This is a genomic window from Methylosinus sp. KRF6 (assembly GCF_018887255.1).
Classification (GTDB): Bacteria; Pseudomonadota; Alphaproteobacteria; order Rhizobiales; family Beijerinckiaceae; genus Methylosinus; species Methylosinus sporium.
Genome location: NZ_JAHLJF010000001.1, coordinates 1,463,520 through 1,482,146, shown reverse-complemented (window position 1 = coordinate 1,482,146; position 18,627 = coordinate 1,463,520). Strand labels below are relative to the sequence as shown.

Annotated in this window: 20 protein-coding genes; 3 read left to right on the top strand and 17 right to left on the bottom strand. The window is 65.2% G+C overall.

Annotation, left to right across the window (positions count from 1 at the left end; translation table 11 throughout):
• Positions 1 to 13 precede the first annotated feature (13 nt).
• From hypB to KP010_RS07060, 17 genes are all read right to left on the bottom strand, one after another.
• Positions 14 to 997, bottom strand: coding sequence for a hydrogenase nickel incorporation protein HypB (gene hypB / locus KP010_RS07140; protein ID WP_142864383.1), 984 nt, complete (start codon positions 995 to 997; stop codon positions 14 to 16).
• A complete protein-coding gene (gene hypA, locus KP010_RS07135; protein ID WP_142864384.1) occupies positions 997 to 1,338 on the bottom strand; it encodes a hydrogenase maturation nickel metallochaperone HypA in 342 nt (113 codons plus the stop codon). Before hypA ends, hypB begins: the two co-directional genes overlap by 1 nt.
• Positions 1,331 to 2,395 (bottom strand): nickel-dependent hydrogenase large subunit, encoded by a 1,065-nt coding sequence (locus tag KP010_RS07130; RefSeq protein ID WP_142864385.1) that lies wholly within the window; start codon positions 2,393 to 2,395, stop codon positions 1,331 to 1,333. Before KP010_RS07130 ends, hypA begins: the two co-directional genes overlap by 8 nt.
• Positions 2,392 to 2,901: a [NiFe]-hydrogenase assembly chaperone HybE gene (hybE, locus tag KP010_RS07125; RefSeq protein WP_371824199.1), complete on the bottom strand. Its 510-nt coding sequence runs from the start codon at positions 2,899 to 2,901 to the stop codon at positions 2,392 to 2,394. Before hybE ends, KP010_RS07130 begins: the two co-directional genes overlap by 4 nt.
• Positions 2,889 to 3,086, bottom strand: a complete 198-nt coding sequence (locus tag KP010_RS07120) for a rubredoxin (RefSeq protein ID WP_142863842.1) — start codon at positions 3,084 to 3,086, stop codon at positions 2,889 to 2,891. The genes hybE and KP010_RS07120 overlap by 13 nt, the downstream gene beginning before the upstream one ends.
• Positions 3,083 to 3,937, bottom strand: coding sequence for a hydrogenase expression/formation protein (locus KP010_RS07115; protein ID WP_108917026.1), 855 nt, complete (start codon positions 3,935 to 3,937; stop codon positions 3,083 to 3,085). The genes KP010_RS07120 and KP010_RS07115 overlap by 4 nt, the downstream gene beginning before the upstream one ends.
• Positions 3,934 to 4,374, bottom strand: a complete 441-nt coding sequence (locus KP010_RS07110) for a hydrogenase accessory protein (RefSeq protein WP_244594651.1) — start codon at positions 4,372 to 4,374, stop codon at positions 3,934 to 3,936. The genes KP010_RS07115 and KP010_RS07110 overlap by 4 nt, the downstream gene beginning before the upstream one ends.
• Before the next feature lie 176 nt (positions 4,375 to 4,550).
• On the bottom strand, positions 4,551 to 4,844 hold the full coding sequence (locus KP010_RS07105; RefSeq protein WP_142863843.1) for a HypC/HybG/HupF family hydrogenase formation chaperone: 294 nt from the start codon (positions 4,842 to 4,844) through the stop codon (positions 4,551 to 4,553).
• A 13-nt stretch (positions 4,845 to 4,857) separates the two neighbouring features.
• Complete coding sequence (locus KP010_RS07100) at positions 4,858 to 5,079, bottom strand: hypothetical protein (RefSeq protein WP_216280702.1); 222 nt, start codon at positions 5,077 to 5,079, stop codon at positions 4,858 to 4,860.
• A complete protein-coding gene (locus KP010_RS07095; protein WP_142863845.1) occupies positions 5,076 to 5,657 on the bottom strand; it encodes a HyaD/HybD family hydrogenase maturation endopeptidase in 582 nt (193 codons plus the stop codon). The genes KP010_RS07100 and KP010_RS07095 overlap by 4 nt, the downstream gene beginning before the upstream one ends.
• Before the next feature lie 43 nt (positions 5,658 to 5,700).
• On the bottom strand, positions 5,701 to 6,426 hold the full coding sequence (cybH, locus tag KP010_RS07090) for a Ni/Fe-hydrogenase, b-type cytochrome subunit (RefSeq protein WP_142863846.1): 726 nt from the start codon (positions 6,424 to 6,426) through the stop codon (positions 5,701 to 5,703).
• A 12-nt stretch (positions 6,427 to 6,438) separates the two neighbouring features.
• A complete protein-coding gene (locus KP010_RS07085; RefSeq protein WP_142863847.1) occupies positions 6,439 to 8,229 on the bottom strand; it encodes a nickel-dependent hydrogenase large subunit in 1,791 nt (596 codons plus the stop codon).
• Positions 8,230 to 8,415: 186 nt separating this feature from the next.
• A complete protein-coding gene (locus tag KP010_RS07080) occupies positions 8,416 to 9,489 on the bottom strand; it encodes a hydrogenase small subunit (protein WP_142863848.1) in 1,074 nt (357 codons plus the stop codon).
• Positions 9,490 to 9,680: 191 nt separating this feature from the next.
• Positions 9,681 to 11,123 (bottom strand): nickel-dependent hydrogenase large subunit, encoded by a 1,443-nt coding sequence (locus tag KP010_RS07075; protein WP_142863849.1) that lies wholly within the window; start codon positions 11,121 to 11,123, stop codon positions 9,681 to 9,683.
• Positions 11,120 to 12,154, bottom strand: coding sequence for a HupU protein (locus KP010_RS07070; protein ID WP_142863850.1), 1,035 nt, complete (start codon positions 12,152 to 12,154; stop codon positions 11,120 to 11,122). Before KP010_RS07070 ends, KP010_RS07075 begins: the two co-directional genes overlap by 4 nt.
• A gap of 43 nt (positions 12,155 to 12,197) precedes the next feature.
• The gene (locus tag KP010_RS07065; protein ID WP_142863851.1) at positions 12,198 to 14,462 is read right to left on the bottom strand and encodes a carbohydrate porin; all 2,265 of its coding nucleotides are present in this window, start codon (positions 14,460 to 14,462) and stop codon (positions 12,198 to 12,200) included.
• 50 nt (positions 14,463 to 14,512) lie between these two features.
• A complete protein-coding gene (locus tag KP010_RS07060; RefSeq protein WP_216280701.1) occupies positions 14,513 to 14,851 on the bottom strand; it encodes a hypothetical protein in 339 nt (112 codons plus the stop codon).
• A 465-nt stretch (positions 14,852 to 15,316) separates the two neighbouring features.
• Between KP010_RS07060 and KP010_RS07055 the strand changes: the two genes are divergently transcribed.
• The 3 genes from KP010_RS07055 to KP010_RS07045 are packed head-to-tail and all read left to right on the top strand — an operon-like array spanning position 15,317 to position 18,572.
• Positions 15,317 to 16,732, top strand: coding sequence for a circularly permuted type 2 ATP-grasp protein (locus KP010_RS07055; RefSeq protein WP_207783352.1), 1,416 nt, complete (start codon positions 15,317 to 15,319; stop codon positions 16,730 to 16,732).
• A gap of 42 nt (positions 16,733 to 16,774) precedes the next feature.
• On the top strand, positions 16,775 to 17,716 hold the full coding sequence (locus tag KP010_RS07050; protein ID WP_108917014.1) for an alpha-E domain-containing protein: 942 nt from the start codon (positions 16,775 to 16,777) through the stop codon (positions 17,714 to 17,716).
• A gap of 37 nt (positions 17,717 to 17,753) precedes the next feature.
• Positions 17,754 to 18,572: a transglutaminase family protein gene (locus KP010_RS07045; RefSeq protein WP_142863855.1), complete on the top strand. Its 819-nt coding sequence runs from the start codon at positions 17,754 to 17,756 to the stop codon at positions 18,570 to 18,572.
• The last annotated feature ends 55 nt before the right edge of the window (positions 18,573 to 18,627 follow it).

Sequence of the window (18,627 nt, the reverse complement as noted above, 5' to 3'; positions counted from 1 at the left end):
AAGCCTTTTCTCCTTACTTCGCCGCGGCGGCGGCGCGCGCGCTTCTCGCGGCGGCCCGCGCCGCGCGCGCCTCGATCCAGGCGTAAAAGGCCGCCATGCCCTCGCCGGTGCGCGCGGAGACGACCAATGTCTGCAAATCGGGATTGACCTTCAGCGCATTGGCGAGACAACGCCCGACGTCGAACTCCACATGCGGCAGAATATCGGATTTGTTCAGCAGCATCAGATCGGAGGCCGCGAACATTTCGGGATATTTGAGCGGCTTGTCCTCGCCCTCCGTCACCGAGAGCACGACGACCTTGTGCGCCTCGCCGAGATCGAAGGCGGCGGGGCAGACGAGATTGCCGACATTCTCGATGAAGAGCAGCGAGGAGGGCGCGACAGCGAGCTCGGCCAGCGCGCGCGAGACCATATGCGCGTCGAGATGGCAGCCCTTGCCGGTGTTGATCTGCAACGCCGGAACGCTGGTCGCGCGAATGCGCTCCGCGTCATTGGAGGTCTGCTGATCGCCTTCGATGACGGAAATAGGAAAGCGATCTTTCAGATCGGTGATCGTGCGCACGAGAAGCTGCGTCTTGCCCGAGCCGGGGCTGGAGACGAAGTTGAGCGCAAAGACGCCGGACTGCTCGAAGCGCAACCGGTTCTCGCGGGCGTGGTCGTTGTTCTTGGAGAGTATGTCACGCTCTATGCGGACGATGCGTTCCTGGCTGAGGCCGGGAACGTGAACGCCCGCAGGGCCGGAGCCGTAATCGTGACGATGGCCGTGGTCGTCACGCGCGTGATCGTGATCATGCGCATGATGATGGTCATGATCGTGCGGATGCGGGTGATCATGATGATGATGGTCGTGGTCATGATCATGGTGGTGATCGTGATCATGATGATGATCGTGAGCGTGGCCATGAGCGTGATCATGCGCATGATCATGCGGATGGTCGTGGCTATGTTCTGGCTTTCCTTCGATGCTGGACGTTCCGCAGCCGCAGACTGTGCACATTAGTCGACCTCCAGTTCCTGCACCCGCATATCCTCGCCGCCGGTGACTTGGACATGATATCCGCCGCAGTCCGGGCAAGGGCCAAATCTCTCTTCGACGGCGACTGTCTTGGCGCAATCGAGGCACCAGCCTTCGCCGGGAATGCGCACGATGTCGAGCCGCGCGCCTTGAACGATTCCGCCATGCGCCACCGCCTCGAAGCAGAAGCGGATCGCCTCCGGCTCCACATGGCTGAGCGCGCCGATCTCGAGCCGCACCACGCGCACGCGGGAAAAGCCCTGCTTGCGGCTCTCTTCCTCGATCAGCGCGACGATGCTCTCGGTCAGCGCCATCTCATGCATAGGCGGCCTCGCGAATCTCGACGCGAAAGCCGACGCAGGGATCGAAGAGGCCCGCGAGCCGCGTGATGGTCTGCGCCGCCGCGGCGCGCGGAATGCGCGCGCCGAGCAGGGCGGCGACGAAAGGTCCGGCGGGATGGAAATTCCATTCTGTCGGCGCGACGATCGCATAATTCTCGATCCTATCGTCTGGTGTAAGCCGAACCCAATGATACAGCTCTCCGCGCGAAGTTTCGACTGCGCAATAGGCTTCGCGCGTGGCGGGAGCCTCGCTGCGGGAGGCGTCTTCCGCGCCATCGGAAAGGCGCGCCACGAGCCGATCGAGATCGATCATGCGCGCGGAAAAGCGTGCGCAGATCGCGCCGCGCGACAGATCGGTCTCGCGCCAATGACGCGCGAATGCGCCGGTCTCCGGGGCGCGGCCGGCGATGCTGGGCGCGGCGCTGAAGCTTTCGCCCTGCGCTCTTATTCCCTCCAGCACGAGGGCGTCGTCCTCTGCGCGCAGCGTATCGGGCGCGCTCGCGGCTATGGCGGGGCTGCGCGCTAGTGCGCGCGACAATTTGCCGAAAGGCGTATCGCCGCTCGTCGCCGCTCTGGAAGCGTCCGGCAGGCCGAGCTTCGCCGTCTCGGCGCGCAGGCGGGCGGCGGTGGCGCTGCGGTCGCGCGCGTCGCCAGCTGCGAGCTCGCGCGTCAGCGTCAGCACGGCGCGCAGGGCGGTCGGCGGAACGGCGTCCTCCGCCAGTGTCGTCAGCGCGCGCAATGTCTCGGAGAGGCGCTCGCAATCGAGCGCGACGAGGTTTTGCGACGTGGGCTTGCGAATGTCTCCGCGCGCCGCGGCGATGGCGCGCGAGGCCGCGAAAGCGTGGGAGAGGCCGCAGAGGGAGAACAGCCGTCCGGCGAGCGGCGCGACTTCCGCGGCGGGGCGGCCGTGAAACAGACGCGTGAGATGCGCGGGCCGGCTCGAGCGCAGGCGCACCGAGCAAATGCGATCATCGGCGAGCTCGGCGACGATGGAGATCGCGCCGGGGCCGAGCCCTCCGAGATCGGCCCCGACGCTCATGGCGAGGCCTCTTCGTCGCCGCGTCGGCGGCCGCCGAACAATGCGCGTCGATCGAGCGCGGCGGTCGGCTCCGGCTCGCGCTTCGGCGCTTCGTTCAGCGTCGGATCGAGCAGAGCGTCGAGCGCCGCGCGGGCGGCGGTCCGCGCGGCGTCGTGATCGGCGAAATCATCCATGGGCGAGAACAGCGAGCAGGCGGCGATGCGGCCGAAGCCATCGATCTCGCTGACATTGAAATCGACGTCGCCGGCCGGAAAGCGCAATTGCAGCTGCGTCGGATCGGGGAAGGGCGCCTCCGCCCCCTCGCGCGGCGCGGTGACGATGAGATTGGCGAACCAGGGCGTGACCAGCACGCCCAGGGCGTAAGGGCCGAAGTCGCGAAAGCCCACCGGCTCGACGGCGAGCGCCTCGTTGCAGAGGCCGGAGTCCCGCATCGACGTCTCATGGACGCGGCGGTAGAAATCCGCGAGCTTCTCGCCTCTCGCCGCGGCGTCGCTCAATTCTCGCACCTCAAGAATTTCTCTTGCGGGGCGTCGCATTCGGGGCAGCGCCAGTCGGCGGGAAGATTGGCGAAGGCGACGCCCGGCGGAATCTGCCAGACGGGATCGCCCTCGGCCGGATCATAGACATGCCAGCACACGCCGCATTCCATGCGCGCGTCCGGGGCGATATCGCGAAGCGTTTCGTCGCTCATGTGAAATAGGCCTCGTGAATCTCGCGCAGACGTTCCGCCGAATCGTGGAAATCCTCGTCGGCGGCGCAGGCCGCGGCGGGCGTGTCGCCGATCTCCAACGTGTCGAGGATGATCGTACCCATGGCGTTGAAGAATTGCACCGACCACACATTGCGGGCGCCGGTCGCGGTGATCTTGGCGGAGCCATAGCCGCGCGATATGAGCTGCACGGGTCCATTGCCGAGCGTGAGCTGCAAATGCTCCATGTCGATCTCCGACACGGGCAGCAGCGAGAAATTGATGACATGCGCCGGATCGCCGGCTTTATGCGCGCGCATACGGGCGTCGATCTCGGCCAGCATGGGCATCACATTCATCGCGCCTTCCGGCTCCGCGCCTATGGCGATGCTCTCGGCGGTGATTTCCGCTGCGCGCTCGACGACATGGGGAATGGCGGCGATCTCGAGATAATCGGCGGTGAGCCGTCCCTCGGCGTCGGTGAAGCGCACGCGCCACAGGCCCGCCATGGAGGCCTCGAGAATTTGCGCGGTGACGCCGTCGGGGAGGGCGGCGACGCCGCTCACCTCGCCCTCGCCGAGCACCTGGCCGATGAGCTCGCGCTCTTTCGCCTCATAATCGGTTATGTCGAAGAGCTTGCTCGGCGCATCGGCGCGTTGCGCGGCGAGCGCATCGGCGAGCTGCGGCAGCAGAGCCGCCGCGCGGGGGCATTCGGCGACGGCCTGCTCGCCGGTCGCGGTCGCGAGAAAAGCGATGACGCTGCGCTTGGTCTCCGCCTCGGCGTCATAGCCGATCGGCATGACCGTCATCGCTTCGTCGGCGCCGTCGGGCGAAACCCAGAATCCGGCTTTCATGAGCTCGTCTCCCCTTCCGTGAAGGTGATGCGCACGCGCGGCTCTTTCGCCGGCGCGGCCTGCAATTGCAGCAGCGCCTCGATCCGCGAGAGATATTCGGACCAGTCATAGACTTTCGGCAGCACGCCGAGAGTCTCGCTTCCATAGGTCACGACGAGGCTCGGATAGACGCAGACGCTGAAGCGTCCTTCCAGCGCCTTCTCGGCTGTGGGCGCGATGATGGCGGCGCGCAGCCTTCCGGCGAAGGCTTTGACCAGCTGTGGAAAGATGATCGCCACGTCATGGGTCTCGCTGCGCTGGTCCGGATCGCCGCCGAAGAAGAGCAGCGTATGCGCGCTCGCGGCGGGCGGCGCGGCCAGAAAAGCGTCGATATTGGTCTCGTCCAGCAGAGCGACGCCGGATTTTTCGCTCAGCGCCAGCTGCAACGACCCGGACATGCGGTCCTCCCATTTTATTTTTGCCGAGGAGGCCGCAATCGCCATGCCATGGGCGGCCCGCGAAGGCGACGAGCTAGGCGACTGAGTCGAAAGAAGCTTTCCAGCTGGAGCCAAAGATTCGACGAGCTATATCTGGAAGATAGCTTATCATTCTGGATAGAGGACTTCCAGCGCCGTCACTTCCGCAGGAATTCCGGCAGCTGCGGCTCGCGATCGACCAGATCGGCGAAAAGGTGATCGACATTCTCGCCGGCGAGGGCCTTTTCCACCGCATCCAGAGCGTCGTCGATCTGCGCGGCCTCGAGCGGGTCCAGCACGCGGACGGCCGTGCCGACATGGACCAGCACCTTGGTCCCGGCGGGTTGCGCGCCGACCAGCGCCATGGAGACGCTCTGCCGTTCGCCGCGCCGCTCGCATAGCGCTTCGAAAGCGTCGCCTTCGACGACGGTCATGGGAAAGCCGACGCACATGCTCGCGATTCCCTCAGCGCCAGGACGACGCGCGCCAGGGCTTGAACCAGATGCCTACGGCGACGACCATAGCGCCCCAACCGAGCGCCATCGCCATGGCGAGCAGATGATCCGGCTCGGTGAAAATATGGGCGATGTCATAGGCGAGATCGTTGGGATGCGCGCCCGGATGCGCCATGGCCGTCGCCGGAAGCAGAAAAGCGGCGGCCGCAGCCGCAAAACGGATCGCCTTCATGGTCTCGTCTCCTCATCGGCGGCGCCGAGGCGCCTCTCATAGGCACTGTGGTCTAGGTCATGCCCCAGCAGGCGCTGGAAGCTCTGCGCGCTCTCCGCGCGCGGGCGGAACTCGACGCCCCATTCTGTCAGAGTCGCGACCGCTGCGTCGAGCGCCGGCTCGATCGCGGCGACGACCGGAGGCGTCAGCGGGCCGCCCCAATCCTCGAGGTCCTGCGGCTGGCAGCCGATCAGCGCGAGGCGCGAGGGATAGCGGCCGAGCAGATCAGCCGCGGAGAGCACCTCCTGGAAGCCGGTCTGATGCAGGCTCATCTTCTTCGCGCCCATGAAGCGCGGCACTTCTGCGTCGCGCACAACGCGCAAGGTCGCGGGCTCGAGGCCGTAATCTATGGCGTCGAAGACGAGCAGCTGGTCGCAAGCCTCGACGAATTGCACCAAATAGAGCCCCTGTGTGCCGCCGTCGAGCACCGTCACCTGCGGGCCGGTCTCATAGCGAGCGTGGAACTCTTCGACGGCGCGGACGCCGAAGCCTTCGTCCGCCCAGAGAATATTGCCTATGCCGAGAATGAGAGTGCGCATGGCGTCTCCTCGGTTGTCGCTCGCCCCGTCGCTGCGCGGCGGCTCACTTGTCCGCCTCGTCGCGGAACACGCGCTCGCCGGAGATCATCGAGGAGATGAGGCTCTGGCGGGAGACGATATCCTCGCGCACGGCGGTGTAGATGTGGATGATCACGAAGAGAATGACGCCCCACATGGCGAGATGATGCCAAGTATGGACGTCCTGGCTGTTCGGCCAGATCGCGAACACCCAGCCGAACAGCTTGTACTGCCAGCTGTCGCGGCCGGCGCCCTCGGAGTAGAGCGCGAAACCCGTCACCACCAGAAAGGCCAAGTTGAGCATGAAGAGATGCATCACCAGATGGCCGAGCGGGTTATGGCCGATGTATTTCTTCGGCTGCTTCACCAGAAAGGCGTACCAGCCGGCCTCGTAGAGCACGCCCGACAGCCATTTGCGGTCCCACACCGGCAGATAGAAAATCTGCTTGGCGTGCTCATTGCCGACGAAAGCCCAATAGATGCGCAGCAGCAGCGCCACGGCGAGCACATAGCCCGCCGAGAAATGCGCGAAGCGAATATAGCCCATCAGGAACTGCGAGCTCGCTTCGCCGGGCGTCGAAGGCAATGGCGAGGCGATGAAATAGCCCGTCGTCGCCAGCACGACGATCGCCGCCGCATTGATCCAGTGCCAGAGCCGCACCGGCGCCTCATAGACATAGACGCTCTGCAGCTCGGCGGCTTTTTCGCCGTGAGCGTCGAGCACGCCATGGATTTGCGTCGCCTCGGTCATGACCTCGCCTCCTCAGCGAACCTTGACTTGCGTCATCTCCTGACCGTCCTCGCTCATCACGTGAGTCGAGCAGGCGAGGCAGGGGTCGAAGGAATGGATCGTGCGCAGAATCTCGAGCGGCTTCTGCGGATCGGCCAGCGGCGTGTCCATCAGCGAGGCCTCGAAGGCGCCGATATTGCCCTTGGGATCGCGCGGGCTGCCGTTCCAGGTCGTCGGCACGACGCACTGGTAATTCTCGATCTTGCCGTCTTTCACCTTGATCCAATGGGCGAGCGCGCCGCGCGGCGCCTCGGTGAAGCCGAAGCCCTTGGCCTCCTTCGGCCAGGCCTGCGGGTTCCATTTGTCGATATTGGCGGTGGAGGAATCGCCAGCCTTGATATTGGCGATCAGCTTGTTCTGGAAGTGCTCCATCTTGCGCACGGCCCATTGCGCCTCCAGCGCGCGCGCCGCCGTGCGGCCGAGCGTCGAGAACAGCGCCGTCACCGGCACGCCGAGCTTCTTTAAAAACTCGTCGGTCGGCTCCTTGAATTCCGCCTTGCCCTGGGCGTAGCCGACGATATAGCGCGCCAGCGGCCCCACCTCGACGGCGTTGCCGCGCCAGCGCGGCGCCTTGATCCAGGAATATTTGCCGGCTTCGTCCAGCTCCTGAATATTGGTCGGCGTGCCCTTGGCGTTGGGGCCGAGCTTGTAATTGGGCTCGGTGACGCCGTCCCAGGGATGCAGCCCCTTGGTCTCGTCTGGATATTTGTACCAGGAGTGGGTGACGAACTCCTGGATCTGCTCGGGGTCGGTGTGATCGACGGGGAAAATCTCTTTCAGATTGCCGTTGAGGATCACGCCGCGCGGCAGGCCGAGATTGCCGGGAGAAAAGTCATTGGCGTGCTCGGGAATATCGCCATAGGCCATGACGTTCTTGCCCGAGAGGCCGCCGCCATAGAGCCAGTCCTTGTAGAAGGAGCCGATGGCGAGCACATCCGGCACATAGACTTTCTCGACGAAATCGATCGACTGCTGAATGATCGAGGTGACGTCGTTGAGGCGCTCCATATTGATCGCGCCGACTGCGCCGGTTCCGTCGACATTGATCGCGCAGGGCACGCCGCCGACCAGCCAGTTGGGATGCGGATTCTTGCCGCCGAAGATCGTCTGGACCTTCACGATCTCCTTCTGGAAATCGAGCGCCTCGAGATAATGGGCGACGGCCATGAGGTTCGCTTCCGGCGGAAGCTTATAGGCCGCATGGCCCCAATAGCCGTTCTTGAACGGCCCGAGCTGTCCCGACTCGACGAATTTTTTCAGGCGGATCTGCAGATCCTTGAAATAGCCGGGCGAGGACAGCGGCCAATCGGAGATGGACTGCGCCAGCGCCGAGGTCGCCTTGGGATCGGCGGAGAGCGCCGAGACCACATCGACCCAATCGAGCGCATGAAGATGATAGAAATGCACGAGATGATCGTGCACCTGCAGCGCCAGCTGCATCATATTGCGGATGGAGTTGGCGTTCTCGGGGATGGTGATGCCGAGCGCGTTCTCCACCGCGCGCACCGAGGTGAGCGCATGCGTGCCGGTGCAGACGCCGCAGATGCGCTGCGTGAAGGCCCAGGCGTCGCGCGGATCGCGGCCCTTCAAGATGACCTCGATGCCGCGCCACATTGTGCCGGTCGAGACCGCGTTGCGGATCACATTGTTCTTGTCGACATTGACCTCGACGCGGAGGTGTCCCTCGATGCGCGTGACCGGATCGACGACGATGCGCTTGCCGGAATTGTCGAGATTGAAGCCGTTCGGCGTCTGAATGCCCATGATCGCGTTTCCTCGGCGTATTTTGTTTGTCCCGGTCGATCGGCAGAAGCTTCCCTCATCCGTAAGGAGCGGCCGAAGGCCGCGTCTCGAAGGACGAGGGAAGCGTCACGCGCTCCCTCTGGAGTGCTTCGAGACGCCCGCTGCGCGGGCTCCTCAGCATGAGGGCGCGGGGGGCGCCTGCTCAAATCACCCTTCGTGCTTGGTCGTGATGCGCTTCACCGCGGTGACGCCCGCATGGACGGCGACAGCGCCGCCCACGACGGCCGCGGCCGCGAGGCCCACCTCATCGGCGTTATGCTCTATGCCGAACTGGTTGATCTTGGTCAGCCGGTCGTAGAAGGAGCCCTTGTCCCAGAAATCCTCTTCCGAGCAGCCGATGCAGCCATGGCCGGACTGGATGGGGAAGGAGACGCCGCCGTTCCAGCGCACGGTGGAGCAGGCGTTATAGGTGGTCGGACCCTTGCAGCCCATTTTGTAGAGGCAATGGCCCTTGCGCGCCGCCTCATCGTCCCATTCCTCGACGAATTGGCCGGCGTCGAAATGCGGGCGGCGGTAGCATTTGTCGTGGATGCGCTGCGAATAGAACATTTTCGGCCGGCCCTGACGGTCGAGCTCCGGCAGCCTGCCGAAAGTGGTGACGAAGGTGACGACGCCGGTCATCACCTCGGCGATGGGCGGGCAGCCCGGCACTTTGATGATCGGCTTGTCCTTGATGACCTTGTCGATCGGCGTCGCCTGCGTCGGATTGGGCTTGGCCGCCTGCACGCAGCCCCAGGAGGCGCAGGCGCCCCAGGCGATGATCGCCATGGCGTCCTCGGCCATCCATTTCAGCTTCTCGACGAAGGGCTTGCCGCCGTCGATGCAGAACATGCCGCCTTCGTTCAGCGGCGGATTGCCCTCGACGGCCAAAATATACTTGCCCTTGTACTTTTCCTTGGTCTCTTCCAGTATCGCCTCGGCCTGATGTCCGGCCGCCGCCATGATCGTGTCGTCATAGTCGAGCGAGATCATCGACAGCACGACGTCTTTGGCGAGCGGATGCGCCGAGCGGATGAAGCTCTCCGAGCAGCAGGTGCATTCGAGCCCATGCATCCAGATCACCGGAATGCGCGGCTTGGTCTCCAGCGCCTGCGCCATTTGCACGGCGGCGCTCTGGCCGAGGCCGAGGCTCGCCGCGGTGAGCGAGCAGAATTTGGTGAAGCTGCGGCGCGTGACGCCCTGACGGCGAATGACGTCGTAGAAGGTTTCGATGGCGGCCATTTCCTTCCCCACCCTTGTGCAATGCGGCATTCGCGCGACGGCGCCGCTTGGGGAAAGAACGGCAAGATGCGGGCCAGCGCGAGGGTAAGGAGAATCTTTCCAGGCTCTCAGGCGATTGCCGAAAATCTCTTCGCTCGCGGAGGGCGCTATGAGGAGAAGCGACTTTCCAGTCGCGGAAAGCGTCTAGACAGTCAATGCGCCGTGCAGACCATGCAGGGATCGAAGGAGCGCACGATATGCTGCACCGCGACATTGGTTGCGCCGTCTTCGCCCACAGAAAGGCCCGCTAGCGCCTGCTCCAGCGGGCCGGGATTGCCGGCGGCGTCGCGCGGCGAGAAATTCCAGGTCGTCGGCGCGATGATCTGATAGCGCTCGATCTGCCCGTCGCGGAAGCTCGCCCAATGGCCGAGCGTCCCGCGCGCCGCCTCGACGAAGCCGACGAAGGCGCCGTCGGCGAGCGGCGCGTCGGGCGCGCAGTAGGGCTCGCTCGGCGTCAGCGCGCGGGTCCAATCCTCCATCGCCTCGATGAGCAGCGCGATCTCCAGGACGCGCGCGACGATGCGGGCGAGGACAGTGGAGCCGCCGCCCGCGAGCAGGTCGCGGATCAGCGGATGGCCGGCGACCGCCTGGCGCGCCAGCGCGCCCACCTCTACAGCGCGGCCTTCGAGCCGCGGCGCCTTGGCGAAACTATAGGCCCCCTCGCGGTGAATATCCGGCAGCGTGTCGGAAAGGGCGGGATCGGCGGCGGTGTCGCGCATATAGGCGTGCGAGACATCCTCCTCGATATGATCTAGCGGCGGTGCGCGCAGCCCGCCCGTCTTCGTGTCGAGGAGACCGGCGGGGAAGCGATGGCCCTCCGGCCCGAGATAGGCTCCGGCGGAGAGCAGCAGGCCGGGACCGCGTCCCATCTCCGCGAGGCGAAGATCGCGGGCGATGCGGAGGAATGCGGAAAAATCGCCGGCGGAGCTGTCCGCGAAGCGATCGAGTTCCTCGGTCGAGGAGAGGGCGGTCACGGCCTCGAGCGGCGCGGCGAAGAGTGTGCGCTCGAGGAAAGTACGAAAATCCGCGAGCAGGGCGCGCAGCCGCATCTCATCGCCGAGCGCCAGCGCCCGCGTGACGCCGCCGGCGCGGAAGGCGAGGCTGTGCGGCCATTTGCCGGCGATCAGCCCCATCGTCTCCAATAGGCGCGCGCGCGCCGGCAGCGCCTCGCGCAGCGCCGCGCCGGAGACCGCCTTGAAGCGCGCCTCGGCGGCGGCACGCCAGGGCAGTCCGGCATAGGCGGCGCGGGCGAAATCCGGCATGAAGAAAACGTAGAAATGCGTCAGATGGTCGGCGATATTCTCCGCCGCATGGGCGATATTGGTGGCCAGAAGCCCATTGGGCGCGGGCGCGATCGGCTGGGCGGCGCGCAGCACGGCGGCGGCGGCCAGAGATTGCGAGACCGAGCATATGCCGCAGATGCGCGGCGCGATCGCCAGCGCGTCGGCGGCGGGACGGCCGAGCAGCAATTGCTCGAAACCGCGATAGAGCGAGGCCGAGACGCGCGCCTCGCGCACCACGCCATTCTCGACATCGAGCGTCACCTCGAGATCGCCCTCGACGCGATTGAACGGCCCGACGACGATGCGGCTCATGTTTTTTTCTTCTCGGTCCCAAGTTTCTTCTCGGCGCTTGGCGTCGGCGCGCGGGCGACGCGGTCGCTGCGGGCGTTCTCGCGCACGCGTTTGGGCGTCGCCGATTTGGAGAGGGCGGCGAGCGCCACGAACCAGGCTTTCGGCATATCGAGCGGCAGGCCGACCGGAATGCCGCCGATCTTGGGCGTGCGATGGAAGCCGCGCGTCGCCTCGAAGCCCGGCGAGGTGCAGGCGATGCAGGTCGAGCCCGCCTGCGTGCAGGAGCCGCCGCCGTTCCAGGAGCGCTGATTGCAGTCGCCCACCGCCTGCGTCGCCTTGCAGCCCAAATGCTCCATCAGGCAGCCGCGCTCGGAGACATCCTCGGCGCTGGCCTTGAACTCGTAGAATTCATTGCGGCTGCAGCCGTGATGGGCGAGATGGTCGGCGAAAATGCGCGGCCGGCCGTAATCATCCATATCGGCCTGCGTGAAACGGCCGAGCGAGAGCGCGAGCAGCGTCTCCATGATCCAGCCCGGATGCGGCGCGCAGCCGGAGACATTGACGACCGGCAGCCCTTTGACCGAGCGATAATCCGGCCCCAGCGCCCCGCCGATGTCGACGCCCGAATATTGCAGCCCGCTGGCGTCGGTGGGGTCTGGCGCGCCGGCCGGCACGCCGCCGAAAGCGGCGCAGCTGCCCACCGCCACGCAATAATCGGCGCGCGGCGCCAGAGCGCGCGCCCAATCCAACATGCTGCGGCCGGTGCCGGAGAGCTTGTTGAAAAGGCCGGTGCCCTCCGGCCCATGCAGGATAGAGCCCTCTATGCAGAGCGCGCCGAGCTTCTGCTCGCCGCGCTCGACGCGGGCGAGAATGGCGCGGGCTTCCTCGCCCGTCTCCTCGCTGACGCTCGGATGCCAGAGGAGACGTATGCCGAAGCCGCGCAGCTCCTCGAACCAGCCGGAAGCGCCGCGCTCCAGCGTCGCCATCGTGCAGCCGCCGCAGCTGCCGGCCTGCAGCCAGAGCAGAGTGAAATCGTCGTGCGCCTTGGTCATCTCACGCCGATTGTAGAACAATCGGCGAGTACGCCCAAATCTCTCAAAATTGCGCGTGCAGCCGCAGGCCGAAGACATTGATCGGCCCACGCGCGGCATTATGCGCGGGATTGCCGATGAACTGATAGTCGAGCGTCAGCTCGACTCCGTCGCGAACATTGTATTTGTAATAGGTCTCCAGCACTTTTTCGCCGGCGTAGGAGAGCCTGCCGTCGCCGATATAGACGCTGGTTCCGCCGAGGCCGAAATAGCTCACGCGCGGGCCGGCGAGGCCGGAGAACACCATGGCGCCGCCGATCTCGTCCTTGTCGCGGCCCCACAGCGCGCCGGCGGCCGTGAAGCCGGTCGAGAGCGAGCGGTCTATATCGGTGTAGTCCACCGTCTCGAAGCGCCCGTCGGACATGCTGGCGCGCAGGAAAAAGCCGATCTCCTTAGAGAGCTGCTGCTGCACATTGACGCCGCCGCCGACCTTCACATGGCGCTTGCGAATCCATGGATTGTTGACGTCCGGCGGAAAATTGCCGGTGAGATAGGCGAAGTCGATGGCGTCCTGCACCTTGGCGAGATTGCCATTGTCGGCGAAGGCCAGGAATTTGATCACGCCCGGCTGCTCGAAAAGATCGTAGCGCGCCTCGAATTCGGCGACGCCCATGAATTGGCGGCCGATCTGCGGTTCGATAGAGGGACCGTTGGGAATCTCGGAGAGCTGGAACAGGCCGCCGCGCGCGGTCCACCAATCCTGCTTCCACTCCAACGCCGCGCCATAGGTATAGCCCCAGGAATCGGCGGCGTAGTCGAAGGCGCCGAGCGTGTTGACGCCGAAATTCAAGAAGCCCGTCGTCGGATCATGGGCGTATTTGTTGTCGTCGAAAATATCGGGCACGCTGAACTTGCCGATGGTGAGGATCAGACGATCCTTGTCCACCTTGCCCGACAGCTGGTTCTGCGTCGATTCCAGCACCTCGTTATAGGAGCCGGTTTCCGGGTCCTCGACTTTCTCGCCGCCGTCGAGCCCGATGATCTGGCGCAGGAAATAGCGCTGGAAGCGCATATAGGGCGCGGCGCGTCCGACCTTGGCGACGGCTCCGTTCACATAAGAGGCGGCGCCGACGGAATTGGCGAGGCCATAGCCGAGATCGACCTCGGGATTGAGATAGACGGCGGCGCCTTTCCAAAGGCGCAGTCCCATGAAGAGATTGCTCGTCGAGCCGGCGTCCGCGAGGCCTTTGGGCGGGAAGCTGCGCGCGCCGGTATAGAGCGCCGGGAATTTGGGATAGCCCTGCACGACGGCGGTCGTCTGACCGTGGAAGCTGTAGAGCTCCTCGCCGTTCTTATCGTCTTTCTTTTCCGTCTTTTCCTTGTCTTTCGCCTTCGCCGCGCGCTCGCCTTTCTCGCCGCGCTTTTTCGCTTTCTCGTCGTGGCCCGCGGCGTCCTCGCTCTTCGCTGCGTCGGACGCCTTTTCGTCTTCGGTTTCCGCGCCTCCGCGCGCCTCGTCCTGCGGATCGAATCGGTAATTCAGGCCGAGCCGCAGCACATGCGCCGCGCTGCGCTGGCGCGCGCCGAATTGGAAAGAGAAATTATTGTCGTAGACGCGGCGCTGCGATTGCTGATCGACGTAGAGATATTCGAGCCGCGCGGAAAAATGATCGTCGAGCGCCTGCTCTATGCCGGCGCCGACCGCGAATTTCATGCGCGCGGAGGTCGAGACCGGCGCGAAGAAAAGTCCGAGCGGCCCGGCGCCATAGAAGATGAGATTGGAGGCGCCGCGCCAGCCGCCGGCCGCGACGCCGCCGGTGGCGTAGACGAGCCTGCTGTCGAAGGCGTAGCCGAGGCGTCCGCGAATGCTGGCGAAATAATCGCCGTTCTCGTCCGATGTCAGCCCATAGCCGGCGACGCCGAGCGCGCCATAGGCGGCGGGCGCCGGAAAAATCCCGGTGGAGGCGCGGCGCAGGCCGAGAAAATTCAGATCGGTCTCGAGGCCGTAGACCCAAGGGCCGCGCTGCCAGTCATAGCCGATCTGCGCGCCGAAGCTCGCCCCGGCGCGATCGCGATCGGGCGCCGCGAGGTCGAAGGCGCGGCTGGTGAAGCCGCTGCCCGCCTCCAGCGTTCCGCCGCTCGCAATGGGAATGGCGCCGCCGGCGTTCAGTCCGATATGCAGTCCTGCCCAGGTGAAGGCGGGAGGAGGAGCGGAGCTGGTCTTGGACGGCTTGTCGGCCGCTCGCGCAGGGCTCGAGAGGATCAGCGTCGCCAAAAGGGCGAGTCGTATGGGCTTCATCGGCTCGTCGTCGATCTTTTCCGCGATTCGCATATTGTCAGAGATTCATGTCGCACGCGCGAAAGGGCATACGAGCGAGACCCTTACATTCGAGCCGCATGACGCTTTGATGACGCCGCCGGCGTCGGCGGAATGCCGTCGCGCGCCGCAAGGCGCGCGACGAAATGAAATGCGCGTCTTCGGCGACTCTGCGCATCCTCGTCCTCGGCGCGGCCGAGCGCTTCGGTCCCCTTTTCCCAGAGGCAGACGGGCCGATGAGAGGCCGGATCGATCGTCCAGGCGGCGCGCGGCTGCGTGCGCCGTCCGTCGAGGCGCAGATTTCCGAGGCGCAAATTCCGAAGGTCATTCGGCGCCGCGACGGCGACGAATGCGCTCGCGCGACGCGCGGGGAGATGCGGATAGGGGCGGGGGAAAATCTTCATCGCTCTCGTCCTTCTGGCCGGTGTGGCGGCCGAAGGCGTGAGCGGCGAGCAGAGCCTCAGGCTCGAACGGCGCCTCTCACGCGGTCCTCGCGGCCGCGGGCTTTCGTGTGAGGCGCGACGCGCGCAGACGAGGCTGCGGCGGCGACGCCGAGGCTGTGACTGCCGAGGCTACTGCCCATGAGTCCTTCGCGAGTGTGGTTGACGCCGCGCGACTCGAAAGTCGCGCCGACGCTCTTGGTTTTGATGCGCGGGATTTCGCTTGTCAACGATAAATGGCTTGTCGACGATAAACGGATTACAACAAGGCCAGATGCGATCGGAACGGCTCTCGGCGACGCTTTCGTCATCTGGCTCGCTTCTTGCCATGCTCTGCTCACGAAGGCGCATCGTGCGGCGTGAGCGGCCGTTCGCCGAAACCCGAGGGAGAGCGAAAACGTGCTTTCGAAGGTGGCGAAATTCGACGAAATGGGCGGCGTCGACGGCGCGACGCGTATTCCATATGAAAAGCTCGCCAAATGGCTCACCTCGGTGGAGCCCGAGTTTCTCGCCTCCCGCCGGGCGCAGGCGGAGCTGCTGTTTCGGCGCATCGGCATCACCTTCGCCGTCTATGGCTCGCAAGAGGCGACCGAGCGGCTCATTCCCTTCGACATTCTGCCGCGCATCATCGCCCGCGCCGAATGGGCGCAGCTCGAGAAGGGCCTGATTCAACGGGTGAAGGCGCTCAATCTATTCTTGGCCGATCTCTACGGCCCCGGCGAGATTTTGAAAGCGGGCGTGGTTCCCTCCGAGCTCGTCTATCGCAATCCCGCCTTTCGGCCGGAGATGGCGGGACGCCGCGTGCCGCACGACATCTTCGTGCATATCGCCGGCATAGACATCATCCGCACCGACGACGACGGCTTCTATGTGCTGGAGGACAACGCCCGCACGCCGTCGGGCGTCTCCTACATGCTGGAGAATCGCGAGGTGATGATGCGGCTGCTGCCGGATCTCTTCGCGCAGCACCGCGTCGCGCCGATCGAGAATTATCCCGATCAACTGCTGGCCACTCTGCGCTCCGCCGCGCCGCGCGGGGCGGGGGCCGATCCAGTGAGCGTGCTGCTGACGCCCGGCCAATATAATTCCGCCTTCTACGAGCATTCGTTCCTGGCCGACAAGCTCGGCATAGAGCTGGTCGAAGGGCGCGATCTCTTCGTCAAGGACGATATCGTCTATATGCGCACCACGGAGGGGCCGCGCCGCGTCGATGTGATCTACCGCCGTATAGATGATGATTTCCTCGATCCTTTGGCCTTCCGCCCCGATTCCGCTCTGGGCGTCGCCGGCCTGATGGGCGCCTATCATGCAGGCAATGTGACGCTCGCCAATGCAGTCGGCACGGGCGTGGCCGATGACAAGGCCATTTACACCTATATGCCGGAGGTGATCCGCTTCTATCTCGGCGAGGAGCCGCTGCTGAAGAATGTCCCCACCTGGCGCTGCCGCGAGAAGGAGGCTCTGGCCTATGTGCTCGACCATTTGGGCGAGCTGGTGGTGAAAGAGGTCAATGGCTCGGGCGGCTATGGAATGCTGGTCGGCCCTCACGCCACAAAGGCGCAGATCGCGGAATTCGCGGCCAAGCTCGCCGATAATCCCACCAATTTCATCGCCCAGCCGACGCTCGCCCTCTCCACCTGCCCGGTTTCGGTGGCGAGCGGCGTCGCGCCGCGCCACGTCGATCTCAGGCCCTTCGTGCTCTATGGGCCCAATGGCGCGAGCGTGGTGCCCGGCGGCTTGACGCGCGTCGCCATGAAGGAGAATTCTCTCGTCGTGAATTCGAGCCAGGGCGGCGGGACCAAGGACACATGGATCATCGACGATGCGCCGCTCGCGCGCGCATGACGAATTCGAAATAAGAACAGCGCGCCGAACCGACGGGATCTCATGCTCTCACGCACCGCCGACAACCTCTTCTGGCTGGCCCGATATATGGAACGCGCAGATTTCCTCGCGCGAATTTTGCAAGCGTCCAGGCGTCTCGCCACTCTGCCCCGCGCCTATGGCGGCGTGGAGACCGAATGGGAGAGCGCGCTGCTCTCCTCCGGCGCGGCGCCCGCCTTTCATGCGGCGGGGCTGACGGTCGACGAGGCCAATGTCACGCAATTTCTGGCCTTCTCGCCCGATAATCCGAGCTCGATCCGCAATTGCATCGAGCTCGCCCGCATCAACGCCCGCGCCGTGCGCACTGCGCTCACCGTGGAGATGTGGGAGGCGATCAACGGCGCCTTCCTCGAGCTCGAGGCCTTCGAGCGCGCGAGCCGCTCCGCCGAGGAGGTGACGCGCTTCCTCGATTTCGTGAAACAGGTCTCCGCCGCTTACGACGGCGGAGCGCATAGAACAATGCTGCGCAACGACGCCTATTGGTTCTCGCGCGTCGGCCTCTATCTCGAGCGCGCCGACAACACCGCGCGCCTTCTGGACGTGAAATATCATGTGCTGCTGCCGGAGACCGAGGCGGTCGGCGGCTCGCTCGACTATTTCCAATGGACTGCGATATTGCGCGCCGTCTCCGCGCACACCGCCTATCATTGGGTCTATCGCGACAGCCTCAAGCCCTGGCTCGTCGCCGATCTCCTGATCCTGCGGCCGGAAATGCCGCGCTCGCTCATCGCCTGCTATGAGAGCGTCGTGCAAAATCTCGATCGTCTCGGCAAATCGCATGGCAAGCAGGGCCCGGCGCAGCGCCACGCCCGCGCCGTCTTCGGCCAGCTCGAACATGCGACGATCGAGAGCGTCTTCCATAATGGGCTGCATGATTTCATTCAGAGCTTCATCGCCGACAATCATCGGCTGGGGACGCTGGTCTCGGAGCAATATCTTTTCTAATATGTCGTCGCTTCGAAGCTCCCCCTCGCGGTGAAAGATGCACATAAGAGTAAGGCGCGAGACGATTTTTCGCTACGCCGAGCCGGTCAAGGCGGCGATTCAGAAATTGGCGCTGACGCCGCGCAACTATGACGGGCAGCATGTCCTCGACTGGCGCATCGATGTCGATCGCGACTGCCGCCTGCGCGCATGCGAGGACGCTTTCGGCAATGTGGCGCACAGCATTTATGTCGACGGACCGCTGGAGGCGCTGACGACCGTGGTCGAGGGCTCGGTCGAGACCTTCGACACGGCCGGCGTCGCGCGCGGCGCGATCGAGCGTTTCCCGCCGGAGCTCTATCTGCGCGAGACGCCGCTGACCGAGGCGGATCAGGCGATCTGCGATTTTGCGCTGGCGGCCGCGCGTCCGTCCGACACGCTGTCCAAGCTCCATGCGCTGGTCGGCGCTCTGCACGAGGCTCTCGTCGTGGAGGAGGGGGCGGCGAGCGGCGCCGCGGCCGCGGCCGATGTTTTCGCGCGCCGTCGCGGCGCGGCGCAGGATTTGGCGCATGTCTTCATCGCCGGCGCGCGCAGTCTCGACATCCCCGCGCGCTATGTCTCCGGCTACGCCCTGCGTCCCGACGCCGGCGCCGCCATCCATGCTTGGGCGGAAGCGCATGTGGCGGGGCTCGGCTGGGTGGGCTTCGATTCGACGCGCGGCGCCTCGCCGGACGAGAGCTATGTGCGCGTCGCCGTCGCGCTGGATCATCTCGGCGCGGCTCCCGTTCGCGCCGCTCATTCCGGCGGTGGCGAGGAGACGATGGAGGTCGAGGTGAGCGTCGCCCGCGCGCAGGGCCAGTTCCAGAGCCAGTCCTGAGCCGGGGCGGGCGGCGACGGCTTCGGTCTTTCGGCTGTCATTTTCGGGTTGACAG

Bases quoted from the DNA above. Each gene is read 5' to 3' on its own strand.
- KP010_RS07050 (WP_108917014.1), top strand. From the start codon at position 16,775: ATGCTCTCACGCACCGCCGACAACCTCTTCTGGCTGGCCCGATATATG.
- KP010_RS07105 (WP_142863843.1), bottom strand. From the start codon at position 4,844: ATGTGCGTCGGCTTTCCCATGACCGTCGTCGAAGGCGACGCTTTCGAA.
- KP010_RS07045 (WP_142863855.1), top strand. From the start codon at position 17,754: ATGCACATAAGAGTAAGGCGCGAGACGATTTTTCGCTACGCCGAGCCG.
- KP010_RS07065 (WP_142863851.1), bottom strand. From the start codon at position 14,462: ATGCGAATCGCGGAAAAGATCGACGACGAGCCGATGAAGCCCATACGA.
- hypB (WP_142864383.1), bottom strand. From the start codon at position 997: ATGTGCACAGTCTGCGGCTGCGGAACGTCCAGCATCGAAGGAAAGCCA.
- KP010_RS07055 (WP_207783352.1), top strand. From the start codon at position 15,317: ATGGGCGGCGTCGACGGCGCGACGCGTATTCCATATGAAAAGCTCGCC.
- KP010_RS07085 (WP_142863847.1), bottom strand. From the start codon at position 8,229: ATGGGCATTCAGACGCCGAACGGCTTCAATCTCGACAATTCCGGCAAG.
- KP010_RS07095 (WP_142863845.1), bottom strand. From the start codon at position 5,657: ATGCGCACTCTCATTCTCGGCATAGGCAATATTCTCTGGGCGGACGAA.
- hypA (WP_142864384.1), bottom strand. From the start codon at position 1,338: ATGCATGAGATGGCGCTGACCGAGAGCATCGTCGCGCTGATCGAGGAA.
- KP010_RS07100 (WP_216280702.1), bottom strand. From the start codon at position 5,079: ATGAAGGCGATCCGTTTTGCGGCTGCGGCCGCCGCTTTTCTGCTTCCG.
- KP010_RS07070 (WP_142863850.1), bottom strand. From the start codon at position 12,154: ATGACCAAGGCGCACGACGATTTCACTCTGCTCTGGCTGCAGGCCGGC.
- KP010_RS07130 (WP_142864385.1), bottom strand. From the start codon at position 2,395: ATGAGCGTCGGGGCCGATCTCGGAGGGCTCGGCCCCGGCGCGATCTCC.
- cybH (WP_142863846.1), bottom strand. From the start codon at position 6,426: ATGACCGAGGCGACGCAAATCCATGGCGTGCTCGACGCTCACGGCGAA.
- KP010_RS07110 (WP_244594651.1), bottom strand. From the start codon at position 4,374: ATGTCCGGGTCGTTGCAGCTGGCGCTGAGCGAAAAATCCGGCGTCGCT.
- KP010_RS07075 (WP_142863849.1), bottom strand. From the start codon at position 11,123: ATGAGCCGCATCGTCGTCGGGCCGTTCAATCGCGTCGAGGGCGATCTC.
- KP010_RS07080 (WP_142863848.1), bottom strand. From the start codon at position 9,489: ATGGCCGCCATCGAAACCTTCTACGACGTCATTCGCCGTCAGGGCGTC.
- KP010_RS07120 (WP_142863842.1), bottom strand. From the start codon at position 3,086: ATGAGCGACGAAACGCTTCGCGATATCGCCCCGGACGCGCGCATGGAA.
- KP010_RS07060 (WP_216280701.1), bottom strand. From the start codon at position 14,851: ATGAAGATTTTCCCCCGCCCCTATCCGCATCTCCCCGCGCGTCGCGCG.
- KP010_RS07115 (WP_108917026.1), bottom strand. From the start codon at position 3,937: ATGAAAGCCGGATTCTGGGTTTCGCCCGACGGCGCCGACGAAGCGATG.